This is a genomic window from Thermacetogenium phaeum DSM 12270 (assembly GCF_000305935.1).
In the GTDB taxonomy this organism is placed as follows: Bacteria; Bacillota; DSM-12270; order Thermacetogeniales; family Thermacetogeniaceae; genus Thermacetogenium; species Thermacetogenium phaeum.
In genome coordinates this window covers 2,358,286-2,377,771 of sequence record NC_018870.1, presented here as the reverse complement: position 1 = coordinate 2,377,771, position 19,486 = coordinate 2,358,286, and the positions used below count along the sequence as shown (strand labels likewise).

Sequence of the window (19,486 nt, the reverse complement as noted above, 5' to 3'; positions counted from 1 at the left end):
TATTTTGAGGGGGATTTATCGTGAATATCGAAAGGTTAAGAGAGAAGAGGGAGGCATACAGGAAAGCTGTATTACGGCTCAAAGAGGCTTTGGATGAGGATAGCTCCAATCCTTTGCTTTATGACGGAGTGATTCAGCGCTTTGAATTTACTTATGAATTGGCTTGGAAGTTGATGAAGGCTTATCTTGAATATGAAGGTATTGCGGAGGTTAGTTCGCCGCGGGCGGCTTTTAAAGAAGCATTCGCAGCGGGGTTGATCTTTGAGGGAGATGTCTGGATTGATATGATAGGCGATCGTAATTTGGCGGCCCATACATATAACGAAGAGATGGCAAAGGAAATTTACGGCAGGATTAAAGAGAAGTATTTTAAACAGTTCGTTGCTTTTGGCGCCAGGATGGCGGAGGTGACCAAATGAATTTCGGACTGCCGGAGCATATCCTGCAGGCAATTCTCAAAGAACTGAAGAAGAGGGAAAACATAACCCGTGCGGTCATCTTCGGATCCCGGGCGGCGAATAATTATCAATACAATTCTGATATCGATCTGGCCGTCTACTGTGAGGGGAAGCTGCCCTCCGGGCTGTGGGTGGATTTGGACGAGGCGGCGGGGATCTACAAAGTCGATTTGGTGGACATGGACAGCCACCTGGATGAAAAGCTGCGTCGGCGCATCGAGGAGCAAGGGGTGGAGATTTACAGGCGCCGCTAGCCGGGCTTTTCTAAAAAGTTTTTCATCTGATTTACGGTTTGTTTACAATTTTATTATAATTGCCGGTTATACTGTGGGCGGGAAAGGAAGGCCGGTGAATAGAGATAAGAAAGGAGGGAAGGCTGCCTCCCGAGATGACCGGCAGACTTTCTAAAAATAGGGACAAAAGGGGATGATGCCGTGAAGAGGAAGAAATTGCTTATTATGGCAGCTGTTTTGGTTCTGGTGCTGGGGATAGCGGGGGGAGCATTTGCGGCCGCTTCCAATGACAGTACGCTTCCCGGGAATGATGACCAGTGGAAACCGCCGGTATTGAGCGTAAACCCCACCGACGAACAGTTGAACAAACTGCGGGAACTCAGAACCGAGTGCTTCAACGAGACTCAGAATATCCGCAGCGAACTGCAGAAAAAGGTTTTCGAATTGAGGAACCTTTATCTTGACAACAATCCGGATCAGGATGAGATAGCGTCCAAGAGGGCCGAGATAGATGAGCTCCGCAGCCAGCTCCAGGATACCAGGGAAGAATACCGCCGGCAGATGAGCGAGATCTTCACCCAGGAGCAGCTCGACCAGCTTGGTCAAATGAGAGGATGCGGCGGCTGCCTGGGTGTGGGCTGCGGTATGGGCTTTGGAGGTAAAGGGGGACGTGGTCCCGGCTGCCCGTGGAGGGCACAATCACAGTCAAACACGCAATAGGATAACTCCCGGCGGGATAACCTTCGGCTTTGCAGAGGGATGGTTTCGCCTTCCCTCTTTTTCCTGCTCCTTTTCTTTGCCTGTCAGATTTTTTACCCGCCTGATGCTTATGGTAATTCCGGCTCATATCCGTATGCAGGCCAGATTTCTGCCGCCAGGCTCCGCAGGCGCTCCCGATAGCAATAAGGGGCGCGGCAGGCTGCCTCAAAAAGGAGGCGCGCTTCCGGTCGGTGCCTGCGGATCACGGCCCTGAGATTGGATACGGCCGCTGGGTAAAAATTTAAGGGGTCGTAGCTGACTTCGGGGACGCCGGCCGCTTTTGCTTTTTTGAGAATGGTGGCCAGGTTTTCCTCGGTATCGGCCAGACCGGGCACTACCGGAGAGATGAAGATCCACGTCCTGATCCCCGCTGCGGCAAGACGGGCGAGCGCCTGGAAGCGGCGCTCGGGGGGAGCTGCTCCCGGCTCCAGCAGTCTGGCCAGCCGGGGGTCGGTGGTGGTGATCGTCAGTCCTACCTCTATCCGGGGGAGCTTTTTTAAAAGGTCGAGATCCCGGAGCACCAGGTCGGATTTGGTGAGGATCTCGACGGCCAGGTCCGTCCCTGAGAGCAGTTCCAGGCAGGAGCGTGTCAGGCGGTATTTTCTTTCTACAGGCTGATAGGGATCGGTAACACTGGAGAGGATGACACGCCCGCGTTTGCCCTTGCGCAGCTCCGCGTTAAGACGATCTGCGAAATTCACCTTGACCTGCACGAAGGAACCCCATTCCTCCGGGATGTCACAAAATCTTTTCATAAAACTGGCGTAACAGTAGAGACAACCGTGACCGCACCCCGTATAAGGATTGAGACAGTAATCGATGCCGGGAATACCACAGCGGCTCAAAGCGCTGCGGCATTCCTTTTCGGTAACCAGCACGGCCTCCCGCTCCCTTTCCCGATAAAGTAAAGCCGTTTTCTCTCCTTCTATGTTAGCATAATGGTTGGAGGTTTACCCGATTTCTAAAAGGAGACGCAGGGGCGTGACCTGCGGCCTCCTGCCTTACAGAAAAACGGAAAGGGGCGGTGAGAGAATGATTGGGGGAAGGCCAAAAATCGGCCGGGAAGAGGCCTTGTCGCCGCCGAAGAAATTATTTCTTTATTCAGTACTGCAGCGGTTATAATATACGAAAAGTCTGTCGGCACGGGGGAAGCGGTTTGAGAAAAAAGAAAGAAAAAACAGCCGTTGCTATAACGACTATCACCGGTTACAGCCATGCCGGGGAGGGGGTGGGCAGATATCAGGGGAAGCCGGTCTTCATACCCCAGGCGGCCAGAGGGGAGAGGGTACGCTTTGCAATAACCGAAAATAAGAAGGATTTCGCAAGAGGAGTGCTTCTGGAAGTCCTTGAACCGGTTGCATGGAGGGAAAGGGCGCACTGCCCGGCATATCAGAACTGCGGTGGCTGCCAGCTGCTGCATCTCAATTACGAGGAACAGCTGTATTTCAAACAGGAGCGCGTCACCTCGGCCTTAAGGCGGATCGGCGGGTTAAGGGGTGTTTCCGTTAAGCCCGTCTTGGGAATGGATAGCCCCTGGCACTACCGCCATACGGCGCGTTTTCACGTCGGCCAGATCGTCGGCCGCAGGGCGGAACTGGGGTTTTACCGCTTCCAAAGCCACACCCTGGAGCAGATAAAAGCCTGTCCTCTGTTGCCAGCCGACTTCTTTCCTCTGCTGGACGCCGTTGCCCGCTTTTTAGGAGGTCTCGAAGGTGCTTTTAGGATTCAGGTCCGTCAGGTGGTGCTGCGCAAAGGGAGGGCGACGGGTGAATTCCTGGTGCAGCTGCTTGCCGACGCTTTTCCGAAAGAAATCGATCGGCTGCATCTGAACTCCCTGGTGGCCGGGTTTCCGCATTTAAAGGGGATTGTCATCAGCTTGCTCCGGCAGTCGCAAGCCGGGAGAGGAAAAGCGGCGGAGATGGTCATCCACGGTCGGGATTACTACACAGAGGAGATATCCGGCACCAGCTTTCGCGTACCGGCCGGAGCCTTCTTTCAGAACAACCCTTCCCAAACGGAAGTTCTGGTCAGAACTGTTTCCTCCTTTTTAGACCCGCAGCCGCAGCAAACCCTTCTCGACCTCTACTGCGGTGTGGGGCTTTTTGCACACTCACTTGCTCCCGGGGTGAAGGAAGTTTGCGGTATCGAAGAGAACGAGAAAGCTGTGTCCGCTGCCGTCGAAAATGCCGCCATCAATGGCCGTAAAAATGTCCGCTTTATCAGGGGGAAAGTGGAAACCGCTCTGCCGCGGCTCTTCCGGCAAGGCATCAGGCCCGATGCGGTGATCCTCGATCCACCCCGCCAGGGGAGTGACCGGCAGACCTTGGCCGAAATCTGCGGCATGTCTCCGGAGAAAATAGTGTATGTTTCCTGTGACCCCGCCACCCTGGCCAGGGATCTGGCCCTGTTAGTGGAGTGGGGCTACGAAGTCAGAGAGGTTCAGCCGATTGATATGTTTCCCCATACCCATCACGTTGAGTGCGTGGTATTGATGTCACGTATAAAAGATTGACTTTGCTGAAAACCCTTATATATCAAGGGTTTTAGCACACATGGGTATGAAACTCATTGTGTGAAAAACATGAAAATATCGCTTCGTGGAAACAAGTCTATAAAGGCAGTATTTGATAGTCAAGTGGTCAGGTTAGATGTCATAGCCCCGCGAGTGGTCGGGTTAGATGTCAGCTTTCGCGAGTGGACGATTTAGATGTTTTTTTAGAATTTTTTGAGGTTGTGTGGTCAGGATAGATGTATTTATAAACGAAGTGTCACGTTTAAATACCGGATCATATGAATTTAGTCACTTTATTGACTGCCCCCAAGGCTTAATTTCTTGGGTGGCAGTCTTTTTAAATTTTTAATGAAATTACTCAAAAGTTATTGACATATGCCATAAACGGAGTATAATAAGAATAGATGGCATATGCCAGAAACTAAAAGGAGGTGAAAAACATGCCGAGAAGAGACGGAACCGGTCCAATGGGTGCGGGATCAATGACTGGAAGAGGATTAGGGCTTTGCACAGGTGCTAATGCAGTTAAGTACGGAGCTGGTCTCGGAATGGGATTAGGTCTTGGACTTGCTTGCAGACGTGGTTTCGGTCGTGGCTTTGGTAGAGGATTTGCATTTAACCATACCTCCTCAAAAACACAAAAAGAGCTGCTGAACGAACAGAAAACCATTTTGCAGGATCGACTCGAAGTTATTGATAAGCAATTGGAGAACCTATAATGAGCATCAGAAATAACCGGAGGACGCTCTGGTTATTTCTGATTAGAATGGAGGTGATGAATTATGGCGAGACCGATGAAGTGGAGAAAAGTTTGCTGTTTGCCTGAAAGTAATAGATTTGGGCCTCTTGATTCACCTGCCGACGCAGAAAACCATGTAAATATGACTGTTGACGAATATGAAACCATAAGACTTATCGATTTGGAAGGCTTCACTCAAGAAGAGTGCGCCAAGCAAATGAATATTGCTCGTAGCACCGTTCAAGGCATTTATATCGAGGCCAGAAAAAAGCTGGCTGAATCTTTAGTAAATGGAAAGGTGCTTTTGATTGAGGGTGGCGAATACCGGCTTTGCGAAGGATTAGGGAATGGTTGTGGTCGTGGCTGTCATAGGCATAGGCGTGGAGGGCGCTTTACTGTTGATGAGGATAGAGGTGGTTGATCATATATTCAGAAAAAGTAATCGAGCATTTTATGTGTCCGCAAAATGCCCATAGTATGCCCGATGCAGATGCTGAAGGAAGCTACGGTGATCCTTCCTGCGGAGATTATCTGACCGTTTATTTAAAGGTGAAAGATAACCGCATAGAAGAAATCAGCTATCTTGTATTTGGTTGTTGTGCTTCAATTGCAACATCCAGTATGACATCGGTATTAGCAAAGGGTAAAACCTTAGAGGAAGCATTTAATATTACGGAAGAAGATATTATCCAGGCTTTAGATGGACTTCCTGAAAATAAGGTTCATTGCTCAAATTTAGGTGTGAGTGCGCTACGCAGCGCAATTGAGAATTATTTAAACAAAAATAGAACGGAGGATTCTTATGAAAATAGCAATTCCAGTAGATGAGAAAACTTTGGAGTCGAATGTATGTGTATCCTTTGGACGTACTCCCTATTTTCTTATTTATGATGTAGAAACTAAGGAAAGTATATTTATTGACAACAGTGCGGCAACAAGCACAGGAGGTGCCGGGATTAAAGCTGCACAAATAATAGTAGATAACAAAGCAAGTGCTTTACTCACTCCCCGCTTAGGTGCAAATGCTGCTGACGTGCTAAAACCCGCTGAAATCAAAATCTATAAAACGGCAACTACTTCAGCCAAAAATAATATTGATGCTTTTATCGATGGGAAATTACCTTTGTTGGATGAATTTCATGCCGGATTTCACGGGCACGGGGGCAATTAATATGAGAATAGCTGTGCTAAGCGGCAAGGGCGGCACAGGAAAAACACTGGTATCGGTGAATTTAGCAGCGATAGCGAAAGCATCCACATATATAGACTGTGATGTAGAAGAGCCGAATGGACATCTGTTTTTTAAGCCTGAAGGAATTCAAGAAGAAGAAATATCAGTAAAGATTCCAGAAGTTGATCATGAGTTATGCAATGGATGTCGAAAGTGCGTTGATTTTTGCAACTTTAACGCCCTTGCCTATATTAAAAACAAACTGATTGTCTTTGACGATGTGTGCCACTCCTGCGGTGGCTGTATCTTGGTTTGTCCTGCAAGGGCACTATCAGAGAAAGCAAAGGTTATTGGCAAAATTAAAAAAGGTGTTTCTGGCGAAGTGGCGGTATGGACAGGAGTATTGAACACCGGTGAAGCTACGGGTATTCCTATCATAAAAAAGCTACTTGAGGAAAGTTCGGAAGTAAATAAGCAGACATTTATCGACTGTCCACCAGGAAGCGCTTGTATCGTGATGGAGAGCATCAAAGATGCGGACTATTGCATACTGGTGGCTGAGCCGACATTGTTTGGTGTTCATAACCTCAATATGGTATACGATCTGGTCAAGTTATTTAATAAGCCATTTGGGGTGCTTCTTAACAAATGTTTGGAAGGAGAAAATCCTGCTGAGAAGTTTTGCTTGGAAAAAAATATCAAGATTTTAGGCAGGATTCCATTTGACAATGAACTTGGAACCTTGAACTCAAATGCGGAAATCGCCGTTAATAAAAATGAGGAATACCGGGAATTGTTTTCTTCTCTGCTTAACAATGTGACAAAGGAGGTGCAGCATGAAACAACTACTAATCCTTAGTGGTAAAGGCGGCACCGGAAAAACGACAATAGCAAGTGCGTTTATAAAGCTTGCTGATGCCAAAGCATATGCGGATTGTGATGTAGATGCGCCTAACCTGCACCTCATTACCGGATGGAGTGTTAAACCTGCAAAAAAAGATTATTATGGGCTACCAAAAGCAGTGATAGATCCGGAACTTTGCATTAAATGCGATCAGTGTAGGCAAAACTGCCGATTTGATGCTATTTCAATAGATGAAAAATACAAAGTGGATCATTTCGCATGTGAAGGCTGCGGCGTTTGTGAGTATGTTTGTCCTGTGGAAGCGATAACTATGAAACCGGCAGTGGCCGGGGAATTGATGCTGTATTCTGATGGAGAAAAAGTTTTTTCAACAGCGCAACTAAAAATGGGCAGTGGTACCTCCGGAATGCTTGTAACTGAGGTGAAAAAGCAAATGAAGGCTGCGGCAGCCGATGCGGAACTTGCCATTATTGATGGATCTCCCGGAATAGGCTGTCCTGTCATCGCATCACTTAGTGGTGTGGATATGGTTTTGATAGTCGCAGAACCTTCTATATCAGGTATCAGCGATATGGAGCGCATTATAAATACAGCAGCGAAATTCGGGACGAAGACAGCGGTATGTATCAACAAATATGATACCAGCATTGAAAACACAGAAAAGATTGAACGGTTTTGTAAAAAACAAGGGCTGCCTTTTATCGGTAGGATACCTTTCGACTCCAATGCCGTGAAAGCGATTAATAATGGTCAAACCGTTGTAGATATAGACTGCATATCGGGGACGGCGGTTAAAGAGGTTTATCACAAAACAATGAATCTACTCTTTGAAAAAGGTGGTGGCTAAAGTCATGCTTATTAAAACGTTGGTTGAAAACACCTCGATATCAAAAGACTTTGGCAGCGAGCATGGCCTTAGCCTGTATATAGAAACAAAGAAACATAAAATATTGTTTGATGTGGGCGCAAGCGAGCTGTTTCTTCAAAATGCAAAAAAGCTTAATGTGAATATTGCTGATGTTGACTTTCTTGTGATTTCGCATGGACACTATGACCACGGCGGGGGGGCTAAAAACCTTTTTGAAAGAAAACAAAAAAGCCGAGGTATTTCTACATCGACTCGCTTTTGAAAAGCACTATGCTATTCGTCCAAATGATGAATTGGAATTTATCGGTCTTGATGAAGAACTGAATCAAAACAAACAAATTATTCTCACATCAGACCGTTTCTTTATTAACAGTGGAATCCAAGTATTCTCTAATATCGTCCAAAAAGAGCCACGCCCAAAATCAAACAGTGGTTTGCTCAAGGAATATAAGGGGCAAACGATAGCTGATATCTTTGCACATGAACAAAACCTCGTGGTAGAGGAAGACGGGAAAACCCTATTAGTAACAGGCTGCGCTCATAATGGTATCATAAATATACTTGAGCATTTTCACACGCTAAAAGGTAGAATGCCGGGCTATGTGATAGGTGGATTTCATCTTTCCAGCCGCTCAGGCGGAAACGAGGACTCTGAAATGATAGATAGAATTGGTAAATACCTAATGGGTACAAAAGCAAAGTTTTACACCTGCCATTGTACAGATGTCGAGCCTTATAAAAGGCTGAAAGCTATTATGGGTGATAGCATCGATTATCTGTCAGCAGGCAGTGAAATTGAAATCTAAATAAAAGGAGCAAGATTATGAGCGAAAATTGCAATCAAAGCTGTAGCAGTTGTTCGGAGGACTGCGCAGAAAGAAAAGAACAAAAAACAGATTTCTCCGAGAAGCTGCATGAGATGAGCAGTGTAAAAAAGGTCATCGGTGTTGTCAGCGGTAAAGGCGGAGTTGGAAAATCACTTGTCACTTCCATGCTTGCGGTTACCATGAACAGGATGAACTATCATACTGCCATTCTTGATGCGGACATTACCGGGCCTTCTATCCCAAAAGCCTTTGGTATCAGGGAGAAAGCCTCGGGCAGCGAATTTGGCCTATTCCCTGTTAAAACAAAGACTGGGATTGATATTATGTCTGTAAATTTGCTTTTGGAAAATGATACGGATCCGGTTGTCTGGAGAGGGCCGATTATTGCCGGTACAGTAAAGCAGTTTTGGACAGATGTTATTTGGAGCGATGTAGATTTTATGTTCATCGATATGCCGCCGGGCACCGGCGATGTTCCCCTTACGGTATTTCAGTCCATTGCTGTTGACGGGATTATCGTTGTGACCTCACCGCAGGAACTTGTATCCATGATTGTTTCAAAGGCTGTTAATATGGCTGAGATGATGAATATCCCTATTATCGGTCTGGTAGAAAACATGTCCTATTTTAGATGTCCCGATAACGGCAAGGACTATCAGATATTTGGCGAAAGTCACATTGAAGAAATTGCAGATAAACATAATTTAAAAGTTCTTGCAAAATTACCTATTGACCCCAAAATTTCAACCGCTTGTGACAAGGGTATGATAGAGCTTTTCGATGGCAATTGGCTTGAGTCGGTTGCAAAAATATTAGAAAAAATGGAGGAAAAGTAAAATGAAAATTGCAGTAGCGAGCGAAAATGGAATGGTGACAGAGCACTTTGGACATTGCGAGAGTTTTATGATTTTTGATACTGAAAACAATCAAATCGTCAAGAGCGAAACCGTTGCTAACCCCGGACATAAGCCTGGATTCTTGCCTAACTTTCTTGCCGATCGTGGTGTAAATGTCATTATCAGCGGTGGTATGGGCGGAGGTGCAGTCGAGATTTTTAATGTAAGGAACGTTGAAGTTGTTGTAGGAGCTTCTGGCGACGCGAAAACTGCTGTAGAAAATTATCTGAAGGGTGAGCTTAAGACAACAGGTTCCGTCTGCCATGAACATCAGCATCACGATGAATGTGAAAATTGAGAAATATTTCATTATTATTGGTAATTTGTGTAGATAAATGTTATAATTAATGTGCAATATATTTTGTCCATGATTTAATTTAAATATAAATCCAAAAAAATAAAGGAGGTTTGAAAATGGCAAAATACATATGTTCCGTATGTGGATTTGTCTACGACGAAGCAAAAGGCATTCCCGATGCAGGCATTGCTGCGGGTACAAGGTGGGAAGACCTGCCTGAGGATTGGGTCTGTCCGCTATGTGGTGCGACAAAATCCGAATTTGAGAAACAGGGTGAATCAGATATGACCCCGAAAAAGGAGCCGATATCTGTAATTGAGTCACCTGTAGATATGAAGGAGATGTCCCCCTTAGAAGTTAGTGCACTTTGCACGAATCTTGCACGTGGGTGTGAAAAACAGTACAAGCCCGAAGAAGCAACTCTATTTAATGAACTGGCTGGTTATTTTAAATCGGTATCAGCACCGACCGAAGACCCGCATTTCAGTAAGCTACTTGACCTTATTGAAAAGGACCTTAAGCAGGGCTTCCCAAATGCCAATGCTGTGGCAACTGATGCAAAGGATAGAGGTGCGCTCCGTGCTCTTGTCTGGAGCGAGAAGGTAACTCGGATTTTGAAATCTATTATAAGTAGATATCAAAAAGAGGGCGACGCAATGTTGGAGAATACAGGCGTTTATGTCTGTACTATCTGCGGATTTGTGTACATAGGAGATAAGCTGCCGGAGGTTTGCCCTGTTTGCAAGGTACCCAATTGGAAATTTGAAAAGATTGAGGGGAGGCAATAAAAATGGCTGATAAATATGCAGTAAGAAATATACGTTTGTGTACAAAGGACTGTCTATGCCTTTATGTCTGTCCTACCGGGGCGACCGATACAGAAAACAGTATAATTGATGTTGATAAGTGCATCGGCTGCGGCGATTGTGCGGATGCCTGCCCATCCGGAGCAATTTCAATGGTACCGAAAGAGTATCCGAAGCAGCAAAATAAAACCCAGCCTGTTATCGATGCGCTGAAAGCGTTGACGCGCAGCAAGTCGGAACAGGAGAATATAGTCGCGGGACTTCCCGGGAAACTGGCTGTCGCCATCGAAAAATCTAATCATATTATGGCGGAGGATATTATCCGTGAAGCGGGATATATGCTGCCACAAAGCGAGAACGCTCAGGAATTCTTACAATCACTTCTGGGAGAAAAACAGCCGGAAGGTTTCCCAAAAGAAACTGTTAAAAAATTATTAGAAGCTTTTAATAAAAGCGAGGAGGACAAAAACATGAGTGAAAATAAGACACTTAAAAATTTGATGGCTGCATTTACTGGAGAAGCCGAAGCAAACAGAAAGTATACAGCCTATGCCAAGAAAGCCGAAAAAGACGGAAATCTCAATGCAGCGAAATTGTTTAGAGCTGCAGCTGACGCCGAAACCATTCACGCACTAAAGCATTTTGAAGTGGCCGGAAAAATTGGTTCAACGGCAGATAACTTGAAGGATGGGATTAACGGCGAAACCTATGAATATAAAGAAATGTATCCTCCTTTCGTAAAACAAGCAGAAGCTGAAGGTAATAAGGCTGCCGCTATGTCATTTACATTTGCTATGAAAGCGGAAGAGGTTCATGCCGGTCTTTACAAGGATGCACTGGAGAACCTTGATAATACAGAAGAAGTCTTTTATTATCTTTGCCCTGTCTGTGGAAATATCGAGAAGTTTCAGCCTGAAAAATGCAGTATTTGTGGCGTTCCGGGGGATAAATTTATTAAGTATTAAATCTGAGTTAATGAATAAAAAACTTATTGATATCCAATGTTAATAAGAGCAAGACACTCTATGTTTCATAGAGTGCCTTGCTCATTTTTACTCTATTCATTCACATCCACCGTTAAGCCGGACTTAAATTCCACAGTGAATTTATCCTCGTGGATGCTGACCTTTTCAATAAGCCGTCGGACAAGCTTCTCGTCATATTCGGCGAGGGCGGTGGATTGCTTTTTTAGGAATGTGCTCATATCAGCCATACGCTTTTTAAGTTCATCACGGTTGGCGTTTTCAAGAAGCAGCTTCTGCTTTTGGTCACGAAGGCGGTGAATCTCATCACCGACTTTATCATAATCGGCATTGGAGGTGGCAAGCTTCAGCAGTTCCGTTTGCAGTTCCTCAAGCCGCTTATCGATATCCGCTAAGGCCTTGTCGCTTTCTCTATTTATGACAGTGGCGATGTTGTCCCGTAGCGTAGTGAGGAAAGAGTCCTTGTCACAGAGCGTCTGATTAATAGCGGTGACCAGCACTTGCTCGATGGTGCTCTCCAATACCGTGCGGGCATCGCAGAACAAGCCTGTATTTTCTAATCGACTGACACAGCGCCAGACGATGGATTTCTTCCCGCGGTTATTCCAATGCACCCTGCGAAAAACCTCGCCACATTTGCCGCAAATGACTATCTGAGCGAAGACGTGGTTGCTGCTAAAGGTTCTGGTCTTTCCGTTCGGGCTTGTGTGTACAATACGGCGGCGGATAAGCTCTTCCTGCACCTGCATGAAAATTTCACGCGGGATAATGGCTTCATGGCTATTTTCTACATAGTATTGAGGAACAATGCCGTTGTTCTTAACGCGTTTCTTTGTTAGAAAGTCAACGGTATAAGTTTTCTGCAAAAGGGCATCCCCAATATATTTTTCGTTCCGCAGGATGTGGTTTATATTGCTGGTATGCCATCTTTCATTGCCTGCTCCGTTTAAAATTCCATCAGCTTCTAATCCACGGGCTATCTTTAGCATACTAGCGCCTTCAAGGTATTCTCGGTAGATGCGTTTTACAATTTCAGCTTCCTCGGGAACAATCACTAGATGTTTGTTTTCATCCTTGGTATAACCGAGAAACCGGGCGCAGTTGATTTGGATTTCACCTTGTTGATATCGGTATTGCAAGCCTAGCTTAACATTCTGGCTTAAGGACTGACTTTCCTGTTGGGCGAGAGAGGCCATGATCGTAATCATTACCTCACCTTTGGAATCCATGGTGTTTATGTTTTCTTTCTCAAAATAGACCGGAATGTTCTTGTCCTTAAGTTGACGGATATATTTCAAACAATCCAGTGTGTTTCGGGCAAAGCGGCTAATGGACTTTGTGATGATCATATCGATATTACCGGCCATACACTCGTCAATCATGCGGTTGAATTCTTCACGCTTCTTAGTATTGGTACCGGAAATGCCGTCATCAGCAAATATTCCTGCCAGCATCCAGTCGGGGTGCCCTTGTATGTAGGCAGTGTAATGCTCAATCTGTGTGTCATAGCTGGTAGCCTGCTCCTCGCTGTCTGTGGAAACACGGCAGTAAGCAGCAACGCGTAGTTTCGGTTTTTCCTCGTCCTTGCTCTTGCGAGTATGCTTCCTGGCCGGAATAACTGTGACATTTTTACTGACTGCCATAATTTTCCACATCCGTTTCAATTAAACTGTAGGCGTATTCCGCCTGTCCGAATGGGTCGTCGAATTCTTCTGTTCCCTCTTTCATGCGAAAGGTGGTAGGATAGACGACCTCTTTTTCTTGTTTAAACTTTTTGGTACGACCGAGTCTTTCCGCCCGCATAATTCGTTCCGCCTCGGCAGTGTTGAAAGTGTCCTGATCAATAATCGGCGGATAAAACTCATCACCGAGGTATCGGGTATTTCGTAGCATTCTGCCGATACCGGAATGGAAAGCTTTAATACCTGCTTTCTTAGCTGCTGTCACCAAGGAATCGCCGCTCAGGTAAGATTGGAACAATGTTTTTATCTGCTCTGCAGCCTCTTTATCAATTACGGCTTTTCCGTTTTCAATACGGTAGCCAAATGGTGTATGACTCATTTACCTCACCAGCCTTTCTTTTAGCGTAATGCTGCGAATGTCAATAAAATATTGAGCCAGTCGCCAGAAAAATTTTGATCCACTTTCGCCAGAAAAAAAGTGAGCCATTTACGCTCGAAACGCTGAAAAAATATTGAGCCACCTTTAATGAACCAAACCAGCGTTTATGCCGCCGAAAGCTTCTTGATAATGAGTGCATGGTATGTTAGGCTGGCCAGCCAGGCATCAACCCCCTAGCGAAGCCCGGCTCCTTGTTCAGCAAGGGTTGTGCCGCTGATGCCAGACAACATACCATGAGAGGCTCATTGTCAAGAAGACCGTGGAATAAATGCGGTGGGGCAGATTCATTGTCCTTGTTTCATTTTGGATATCGTCTGCTCAAGACGATAAGATTCTTGAACATTCATATTCAGTATGAAAGATCGAAAGGTGACTCTGTCGATTAAAGCTGCAACCATAATTTCATTTTCGAACAGCTCAGTCCAGCGAGAAAACTCAAGGTTTGTGGTAATAATCACACTGGCTCTTTCTGAGCGGTCTGATATAACCTGAAACAGCATTTCAGATTGATGGCGGTTAAAGGTAAGATAACTTAGTTCATCAATGATCAGCAGATCAATCTTAGCAAGACTCTTTTCCAGCTTGGAGAGCCGGCGGAATTCAATAGCTTCTGCAAGTTCGTTGGCGAGGTTAACCGCAGTGTAAAATTTGACATTGAACCCGGCATAACAGGCTTTCATACCTAAGCCTATAGCCAAATGTGTTTTCCCTGAGCCCGGATTGCCGATCATTACGACATTTTGTCGGTTGTTTATGAAGTCACAAGATGATAGTTCCCTTACAAAGGCTTCAGATACATGCTCAAGCCTGCTGAATTCAAACTCATCCAAAGATTTTGTGATTGGAAAACCGGCTTTTTTTATCCTTCGCCTTTGACTTGTTTCCTGGCGTTGGTTAAGTTCCTGTTTCATCAACTGACACAAGAACTGATCATAACCGTCACTGGGGGCTAACTGCCTTATGACATTCTCGTACCTTGAAAAAGTAGGAGTTCTAAGCTGTTTGGCATATAGCCTGATGGTCTCTTTTACAGGGTTTATCTCGCTCATACCACAGCATCTCCTTTCATAAGAGAGTCATATTTATCAAACTGCGGCCGAGCTACTTTAATATCAATATCAGGCTGAATCTTTGCAGGGGTGAAGTTGGGCATTAGATAGGCCTGTATCTGTTCTACAGATATTTCAGGGCTCTGTACATGGCTTATGGCGGCTATCAGTTTCTCTTCACCATAGTCAACTAAAAGGCGTATGAGCTTCACCATCTCTTGCGGACCGGATAATTTTCTGCCAATTTCAATGAGTTCAGCGGATATACTGTCCTTGACGGGTTTGGCGTTAAATACACTCCTTGGACGTTTCTCTATGAGATCAATGTAATGTTCGAGACGATACATGGTTTTGTTTCTTTCATAGCAGCGAGTATATCGTGCTATCTCCGTATTTCGGTAAAACATTGCAACTTCGTTGCCGAAACCCTTGATACTGACCTCCTTGCCGGCATACTGACAAGGGATTGAATAGTTGTTGTGGTCAAATCTGACAGTTGAGAAACTGTCAGCCCTTACTGTTATGGTTTTGCTTGAATCGAATTTATAGCGTGGCAGTTGTGTCATATGCGCCCTTGAGACCGCTGCCATTTCGCCGACAGTTGACGGCTTGCCCTTTATCTTGTGGTTGCGGTATTTAAGGCATCTGTTCATCAACTCGTTGTTAAGCTCTTGTATGGAGTTTACTCTGGGAATCGGAACGAAGATATTTCGTCTGACCCAGCCTACCAGGCCCTCGACCAGGCCTTTTTCATGACCAGCCGCAACGTTACAAAACTCACATTGGAAAGCATAGTGGGCAGACAATGCTTTGTATTTATCCTGAACCTTTGCGTGTGCTCCAAAGCCTTCTTTGACTGCAACCTTGGCGTTATCAAAAATGACACGCTTTGAGACTCCCCCGAAGTATTCGAAACCGGAGATTTGAGCTTCCAAAAAGCTTTCTTCATTCTGGCGGTAGAATGCGGCACAATAAATATCAGCGCTATAGCATTCCCTCATGCAAAATATGTTTACTGTTATTTTCTTGCCGGCAAGATATATCTTTGCTTCTCCCCAGTCAATTTGAATGGCTTCACCAGGATCATATGCCAATGGAATAAATGCATCTGTTTTAGTTTCTCTTAGCTGGGCCACTACCTCTCGGATCGTTGATTCTCCGCCGGTAAAACCTTTTTCATCAACCAACCGATCGTAAATTCTTTTGGCCGTATGCCTTTGTTTTTTAATATTCTCAGTTTCATCCTGAGCAAGACATTCTTTTATGAATGCTATTACATCCTCAGTTATTACATAGGGTTTTCGGCCACTTATCCCTTGCCTTTCCCATGGCACATGCGATCCATCATAGTATTTCTTTACTGTGTTGCGTGATATCCCAAGGGCTTTGGCGATTGCCCTTTGACCCATTCCTTCATGCTCATGGAGATATCGGATTCTTTCATAAATTTCCACTTCTATTGACACCCTTTCGCCCCCTGTATATCAGATTGCTTTACCCTCTGAATTATACAGGTTTTTTATTAGAAGTGGCTCACTTTTTTTCTGGCGTTTTCCTCTTTATTGGCTCACTATTATTGTAGCATTTATAGACAAAAACCGCAAAAGCACTGGGGATTACCTATTCTTCTGTCAGCAAATACTGGAATATGAGCGAAGAAGATTATGTAAGGGAAGCTGAAAAGGAAAGGTACCACATGGATAACTACCGCCAGTACATACTGGAACATTTGAAAATTTGTCCACAAATGAGGGATACAAACATCTATCTCAAATTGGTGGAGGCCTTCCCTGATCTACAAGTTAAACGAGCTACATTCTACCGCTATATGAAAGCCTTAAGGGAACAGCACGGTTATCCGCATGCCAGTAAACGTAAAACCTCACCCCGTGAAATTTCTCCACCGGGATATGAAGCGCAGGCGGATTTTGGTCAATACAAACTTAAGGACATGTACGGGCGAATTGTACGAATATATTTCTTCTGCATGGTTCTGAGTTATAGCAGAATGAAATTTGTTTATTTTTCACCGGATCCCTTTACAACCAAAACAGCCATTAAAGCTCATAACTATGCATTCCAATATTTTGGAGGAAGTACACAGACTATTCTTTATGACCTTGACCGTGTCTATGTAGTCAGTGAAAATCTGGGGAATATCATATTCGTACCCACATTTGAAGAATATGTTAAGCGTATAGGTTACAATGTTTTGCTATGTAGACCAAGAGATCCTCAAAGTAAAGGCAAGGTTGAAGAGGTGATTGGATACATAAAGCAAAGTTTTTTTGAGGGCAGGATATACACCGGAATTGATTGCCTTAACAGTGCTGCCCTTGCATGGTTAGATAGGGAAGGCAACGGGCGAATACATACTGTGGCCAGAAAAGTACCGCGTGAAATGTTCATGGAAGAGCAAAAATACCTGTTCCATGTCAAACCTTATTCCGAAGTATCAAGCACTGTTGCCTCCTTTGATAAGGATGGAGTGGTAAGTTATAAAGGCAACCGTTATCAGATTAATACAGGTATGATGGATGCTCATAAACGCATTCGCATCGAAGATGATGGTGAAATGCTTTTGTTCTATGATGCTGAAACAAATGATTTATTGGCTAAATATCCAGTCACAGAAGATACCGGGCAGTTGTTCAAACCAGAAGAAAATTACAGCAGAGACAGGGTTTCTTTAACCATCATAAAACAATATTTTGCAGAATACGAAATAGCTCAGGAATTCATTCGCCGGATGGAGCAGCAACAGCCGAAATATTTTAATACACATTGCATTCGATTATACCGGATGACAAAGTTTTATACAATTGGACAATTGCTTGATGGAATAGAATACTGCATTGATACTGAACGCTGCAGTGCCTATGAGCTTTTGGCTTATCTCATGTATCAGTACGGAGAGCATATAGCTAAGAAGTTTTTGCCGAATCAGCAGTATTTTAACCATTTGGCGAGGAGTAAAGAAATAAGGAGGGAAATCGATGGCTGATATAACAGAAATCCGTGAATTGGCCCAAAAGCTCAACCTTTGGAATATCGCAAGAGGATACATTGATTTGAACGATGAGAAACTATCAAACCTTGACTATCTTAAGATGGTGTTAGAAAAAGAATTGGAGATTAGGGCCAGACAAAAACACACCAGGCTGAGGAAGGCAAGTAAGCTTCCAAACAAAGCATTTGACGTATCGAACTCAAACAAGGGCTTAAAATGGCAGATTAAACAGTTATCCAACCTGACATGGCTTAAGGAAGAGCAAAATTTAATCCTGCTGGGAAAATGCGGGACGGGTAAGACCGGTCTTGCAGCGCAGCTTGGAGAAACTGCAATCAGCAATGGACATAAAACCTATTATGCGCCTTTTCTATTTAGCCCCCTAACGAGATTGGACAGTTAGACCACAATCTGTTACAGTTAAGTAAGGGGGTATGATTTAGTTGAACAGAAAACAATATTCACCAGAGATGAAAATGCAGATCGTGAAAGAAACCCTGGAAACGGGCAATGCCTCGATCGTGGCCAGAAGACATGATATTGCACCCAGCCTGGTCGCCCGCTGGGCAAGGTGCTATAAAAGATACGGCACATTTTACCCGCAAAAGGAGGTACCAGGAACAAACGGCTCCTGTATTCCTCCTGATTACAAGAAGATAACAAAGGAGAATGAACAACTAAAGAAACTGCTGGGCGAAAAAGACCTGGAAATCGCCATTCTTCGTGATTTGTTAAAAAAACGAACCTACCCTTCCCGATAAAATAGCCGTGGCGCAAAAATGGATCTCTTTGGGATATAAAGTCTCCCTGGTTTTGCGGATTATCGGGATCAGCCGTTCCACGTATTACGCTAATTTAAAGCGCCAACCCAAACCCAGGATCTTTGCCGGCGGCCGGCCTAAATCCCATTATACCTTCACCAGCGATAACAAGGTGGTGAGCAACGAACAGGTCAAAGAATGGTTGTGCGAATTAATTACCGCCGAAGGGTTTGCCTATGGATACTTAAAATTAACCCACTGCCTGCGCCGGAAGTTTCACCTGATCATTAACAAGAAAAAGGTGTACCGGCTTTGCAAGGAACTGGATATCTTAAGGCCGCAGCGGAAAATAAAGCGCAAACATCCCCGCCGGCTGGCCAGGAACCGGGTCATTACGGCTTCCAACCAGCTCTGGGAAGCCGATCTTAAATACGGCTACATTGCCGGGGAAGACAGATTCTTTTTCATTATGCCGATTATTGACGTTTTTGACCGTTGCATTGTAGCTTACCATATCGGTTTGTCCTGTGAAGCGAAGGATGCTGTAATCACCTTTAAAAACGCTCTTTTTAAACGGCAATTATACACAGCTGAACAAAAACCAATCTTCAGATCCGATAACGGGCCGCAGTTTATCAGCAACCTTTTCGAGGGACGTGCCTGGAACTTGGCATCGAGCACGAAAGGATTCCCTTTAAAACACCCAATTTAAACGCTCATATCGAGTCATTTAACGCTATCTTGGAGGAGGAATGCCTATCGCGTCATGAGTTTGCCAGCTATGCCGAAGCGTATGCAACGGTTGTCGACTTTATCCGCTTTTACAACGAAACCCGGATTCATTCAGCAACTAAATACTTACCACCGCTGGAATGCTATCAACTGCTGAAAAACAACCAGGTAGAGTTAAAACCAGTAAAAGTTTAACATGTTCTTTGGTGGGCCCTGGAGGTCTTTGGGCGGCGCCGTCAGGGAAGCCTTGACGGCCGGGGACCCCGGAGATGGTAAAATGTGTTTTCCGACGGGGCGTGCACACCTTGCCTACATGTTCCCCGGAGCCACCCCGTCGGTAGTTCCTGGCCTACCACCTGCGGGGTGGCAGTCAAGGCCGCCGCCTTCCGACTAAACAA

Annotated in this window: 26 protein-coding genes; 21 read left to right on the top strand and 5 right to left on the bottom strand. The window is 45.0% G+C overall.

Annotated elements, in window-relative coordinates:
- The first annotated feature begins 20 nt into the window (after positions 1-20).
- The 3 genes from TPH_RS11695 to TPH_RS11685 all read left to right on the top strand — a co-directional run bounded on the left by TPH_RS11695 (position 21) and on the right by TPH_RS11685 (position 1,411).
- Positions 21-419, top strand: a complete 399-nt coding sequence (locus TPH_RS11695) for a nucleotidyltransferase substrate binding protein (RefSeq protein WP_015051409.1) — start codon at positions 21-23, stop codon at positions 417-419.
- On the top strand, positions 416-712 hold the full coding sequence (locus TPH_RS11690; RefSeq protein ID WP_015051408.1) for a nucleotidyltransferase family protein: 297 nt from the start codon (positions 416-418) through the stop codon (positions 710-712). Before TPH_RS11695 ends, TPH_RS11690 begins: the two co-directional genes overlap by 4 nt.
- Positions 713-892: 180 nt before the next feature.
- Entirely contained in the window at positions 893-1,411 is a 519-nt protein-coding gene (locus TPH_RS11685; RefSeq protein ID WP_028990820.1) for a Spy/CpxP family protein refolding chaperone, read from the top strand.
- A 107-nt stretch (positions 1,412-1,518) separates the two neighbouring features.
- Here TPH_RS11685 and TPH_RS11680 read toward each other — a convergent pair whose 3' ends face one another.
- Positions 1,519-2,328: an SPL family radical SAM protein gene (locus TPH_RS11680; protein WP_015051406.1), complete on the bottom strand. Its 810-nt coding sequence runs from the start codon at positions 2,326-2,328 to the stop codon at positions 1,519-1,521.
- Between the two features lie 278 nt (positions 2,329-2,606).
- Between TPH_RS11680 and rlmD the strand changes: the two genes are divergently transcribed.
- The 13 genes from rlmD to TPH_RS16735 all read left to right on the top strand — a co-directional run bounded on the left by rlmD (position 2,607) and on the right by TPH_RS16735 (position 11,397).
- Positions 2,607-3,962 (top strand): 23S rRNA (uracil(1939)-C(5))-methyltransferase RlmD, encoded by a 1,356-nt coding sequence (rlmD, locus tag TPH_RS11675; protein WP_015051405.1) that lies wholly within the window; start codon positions 2,607-2,609, stop codon positions 3,960-3,962.
- A gap of 440 nt (positions 3,963-4,402) precedes the next feature.
- Positions 4,403-4,681, top strand: a complete 279-nt coding sequence (locus TPH_RS11670; protein ID WP_015051404.1) for a DUF5320 domain-containing protein — start codon at positions 4,403-4,405, stop codon at positions 4,679-4,681.
- Between the two features lie 63 nt (positions 4,682-4,744).
- Complete coding sequence (locus TPH_RS11665; RefSeq protein WP_015051402.1) at positions 4,745-5,122, top strand: DUF134 domain-containing protein; 378 nt, start codon at positions 4,745-4,747, stop codon at positions 5,120-5,122.
- On the top strand, positions 5,119-5,529 hold the full coding sequence (locus tag TPH_RS11660; RefSeq protein WP_015051401.1) for an iron-sulfur cluster assembly scaffold protein: 411 nt from the start codon (positions 5,119-5,121) through the stop codon (positions 5,527-5,529). The genes TPH_RS11665 and TPH_RS11660 overlap by 4 nt, the downstream gene beginning before the upstream one ends.
- Complete coding sequence (locus TPH_RS11655; protein WP_015051400.1) at positions 5,504-5,872, top strand: NifB/NifX family molybdenum-iron cluster-binding protein; 369 nt, start codon at positions 5,504-5,506, stop codon at positions 5,870-5,872. Before TPH_RS11660 ends, TPH_RS11655 begins: the two co-directional genes overlap by 26 nt.
- Before the next feature lies 1 nt (position 5,873).
- Complete coding sequence (locus TPH_RS11650; protein WP_015051399.1) at positions 5,874-6,731, top strand: nucleotide-binding protein; 858 nt, start codon at positions 5,874-5,876, stop codon at positions 6,729-6,731.
- On the top strand, positions 6,709-7,584 hold the full coding sequence (locus TPH_RS11645; RefSeq protein WP_015051398.1) for an ATP-binding protein: 876 nt from the start codon (positions 6,709-6,711) through the stop codon (positions 7,582-7,584). The genes TPH_RS11650 and TPH_RS11645 overlap by 23 nt, the downstream gene beginning before the upstream one ends.
- Complete coding sequence (locus tag TPH_RS15760; protein ID WP_236608881.1) at positions 7,574-7,867, top strand: MBL fold metallo-hydrolase; 294 nt, start codon at positions 7,574-7,576, stop codon at positions 7,865-7,867. Before TPH_RS11645 ends, TPH_RS15760 begins: the two co-directional genes overlap by 11 nt.
- A complete protein-coding gene (locus tag TPH_RS11640; RefSeq protein WP_201764450.1) occupies positions 7,818-8,411 on the top strand; it encodes an MBL fold metallo-hydrolase in 594 nt (197 codons plus the stop codon). The genes TPH_RS15760 and TPH_RS11640 overlap by 50 nt, the downstream gene beginning before the upstream one ends.
- 17 nt (positions 8,412-8,428) lie before the next feature.
- Positions 8,429-9,268, top strand: a complete 840-nt coding sequence (locus TPH_RS11635; protein WP_015051396.1) for an Mrp/NBP35 family ATP-binding protein — start codon at positions 8,429-8,431, stop codon at positions 9,266-9,268.
- A 1-nt stretch (position 9,269) separates the two neighbouring features.
- A complete protein-coding gene (locus tag TPH_RS11630) occupies positions 9,270-9,626 on the top strand; it encodes a NifB/NifX family molybdenum-iron cluster-binding protein (protein WP_015051395.1) in 357 nt (118 codons plus the stop codon).
- Between the two features lie 116 nt (positions 9,627-9,742).
- Entirely contained in the window at positions 9,743-10,414 is a 672-nt protein-coding gene (locus tag TPH_RS16330) for a rubredoxin (protein WP_015051394.1), read from the top strand.
- Between the two features lie 2 nt (positions 10,415-10,416).
- Complete coding sequence (locus TPH_RS16735; RefSeq protein ID WP_015051393.1) at positions 10,417-11,397, top strand: ferritin family protein; 981 nt, start codon at positions 10,417-10,419, stop codon at positions 11,395-11,397.
- A gap of 92 nt (positions 11,398-11,489) precedes the next feature.
- Here TPH_RS16735 and TPH_RS11615 read toward each other — a convergent pair whose 3' ends face one another.
- From TPH_RS11615 to istA, 4 genes are all read right to left on the bottom strand, one after another.
- Positions 11,490-13,058 (bottom strand): recombinase family protein, encoded by a 1,569-nt coding sequence (locus tag TPH_RS11615; RefSeq protein ID WP_015051392.1) that lies wholly within the window; start codon positions 13,056-13,058, stop codon positions 11,490-11,492.
- The gene (locus tag TPH_RS11610; protein WP_015051391.1) at positions 13,045-13,476 is read right to left on the bottom strand and encodes a serine integrase family protein; all 432 of its coding nucleotides are present in this window, start codon (positions 13,474-13,476) and stop codon (positions 13,045-13,047) included. Before TPH_RS11610 ends, TPH_RS11615 begins: the two co-directional genes overlap by 14 nt.
- A 344-nt stretch (positions 13,477-13,820) precedes the next feature.
- Positions 13,821-14,585, bottom strand: a complete 765-nt coding sequence (gene istB / locus TPH_RS11605) for an IS21-like element helper ATPase IstB (RefSeq protein ID WP_015051390.1) — start codon at positions 14,583-14,585, stop codon at positions 13,821-13,823.
- Positions 14,582-16,051, bottom strand: coding sequence for an IS21 family transposase (istA, locus tag TPH_RS11600; protein WP_015051389.1), 1,470 nt, complete (start codon positions 16,049-16,051; stop codon positions 14,582-14,584). The genes istB and istA overlap by 4 nt, the downstream gene beginning before the upstream one ends.
- A gap of 143 nt (positions 16,052-16,194) precedes the next feature.
- Between istA and TPH_RS11595 the strand changes: the two genes are divergently transcribed.
- The 5 genes from TPH_RS11595 to TPH_RS16620 are packed head-to-tail and all read left to right on the top strand — an operon-like array spanning position 16,195 to position 19,283.
- Positions 16,195-17,589, top strand: a complete 1,395-nt coding sequence (locus TPH_RS11595; RefSeq protein ID WP_201764563.1) for a DDE-type integrase/transposase/recombinase — start codon at positions 16,195-16,197, stop codon at positions 17,587-17,589.
- Positions 17,582-17,998, top strand: a complete 417-nt coding sequence (locus tag TPH_RS11590) for an ATP-binding protein (RefSeq protein WP_015051387.1) — start codon at positions 17,582-17,584, stop codon at positions 17,996-17,998. The genes TPH_RS11595 and TPH_RS11590 overlap by 8 nt, the downstream gene beginning before the upstream one ends.
- A 40-nt stretch (positions 17,999-18,038) precedes the next feature.
- Positions 18,039-18,356 (top strand): transposase, encoded by a 318-nt coding sequence (locus TPH_RS11585; RefSeq protein WP_015049906.1) that lies wholly within the window; start codon positions 18,039-18,041, stop codon positions 18,354-18,356.
- Between the two features lie 28 nt (positions 18,357-18,384).
- Complete coding sequence (locus TPH_RS11580; RefSeq protein WP_015051386.1) at positions 18,385-19,068, top strand: DDE-type integrase/transposase/recombinase; 684 nt, start codon at positions 18,385-18,387, stop codon at positions 19,066-19,068.
- Positions 19,017-19,283, top strand: a complete 267-nt coding sequence (locus tag TPH_RS16620; RefSeq protein ID WP_081578670.1) for an integrase core domain-containing protein — start codon at positions 19,017-19,019, stop codon at positions 19,281-19,283. The genes TPH_RS11580 and TPH_RS16620 overlap by 52 nt, the downstream gene beginning before the upstream one ends.
- Positions 19,284-19,486 lie beyond the last annotated feature (203 nt).

Coding starts and splice junctions, on each gene's coding strand:
- TPH_RS11690 (WP_015051408.1), top strand. CDS start 416: ATGAATTTCGGACTGCCGGAGCATATCCTGCAGGCAATTCTCAAAGAA.
- TPH_RS11670 (WP_015051404.1), top strand. CDS start 4,403: ATGCCGAGAAGAGACGGAACCGGTCCAATGGGTGCGGGATCAATGACT.
- TPH_RS11665 (WP_015051402.1), top strand. CDS start 4,745: ATGGCGAGACCGATGAAGTGGAGAAAAGTTTGCTGTTTGCCTGAAAGT.
- TPH_RS11655 (WP_015051400.1), top strand. CDS start 5,504: ATGAAAATAGCAATTCCAGTAGATGAGAAAACTTTGGAGTCGAATGTA.
- TPH_RS11650 (WP_015051399.1), top strand. CDS start 5,874: ATGAGAATAGCTGTGCTAAGCGGCAAGGGCGGCACAGGAAAAACACTG.
- TPH_RS11645 (WP_015051398.1), top strand. CDS start 6,709: ATGAAACAACTACTAATCCTTAGTGGTAAAGGCGGCACCGGAAAAACG.
- TPH_RS11635 (WP_015051396.1), top strand. CDS start 8,429: ATGAGCGAAAATTGCAATCAAAGCTGTAGCAGTTGTTCGGAGGACTGC.
- TPH_RS11630 (WP_015051395.1), top strand. CDS start 9,270: ATGAAAATTGCAGTAGCGAGCGAAAATGGAATGGTGACAGAGCACTTT.
- TPH_RS16330 (WP_015051394.1), top strand. CDS start 9,743: ATGGCAAAATACATATGTTCCGTATGTGGATTTGTCTACGACGAAGCA.
- TPH_RS16735 (WP_015051393.1), top strand. CDS start 10,417: ATGGCTGATAAATATGCAGTAAGAAATATACGTTTGTGTACAAAGGAC.
- TPH_RS11615 (WP_015051392.1), bottom strand. CDS start 13,058: ATGGCAGTCAGTAAAAATGTCACAGTTATTCCGGCCAGGAAGCATACT.
- TPH_RS11610 (WP_015051391.1), bottom strand. CDS start 13,476: ATGAGTCATACACCATTTGGCTACCGTATTGAAAACGGAAAAGCCGTA.
- istB (WP_015051390.1), bottom strand. CDS start 14,585: ATGAGCGAGATAAACCCTGTAAAAGAGACCATCAGGCTATATGCCAAA.
- TPH_RS11590 (WP_015051387.1), top strand. CDS start 17,582: ATGGCTGATATAACAGAAATCCGTGAATTGGCCCAAAAGCTCAACCTT.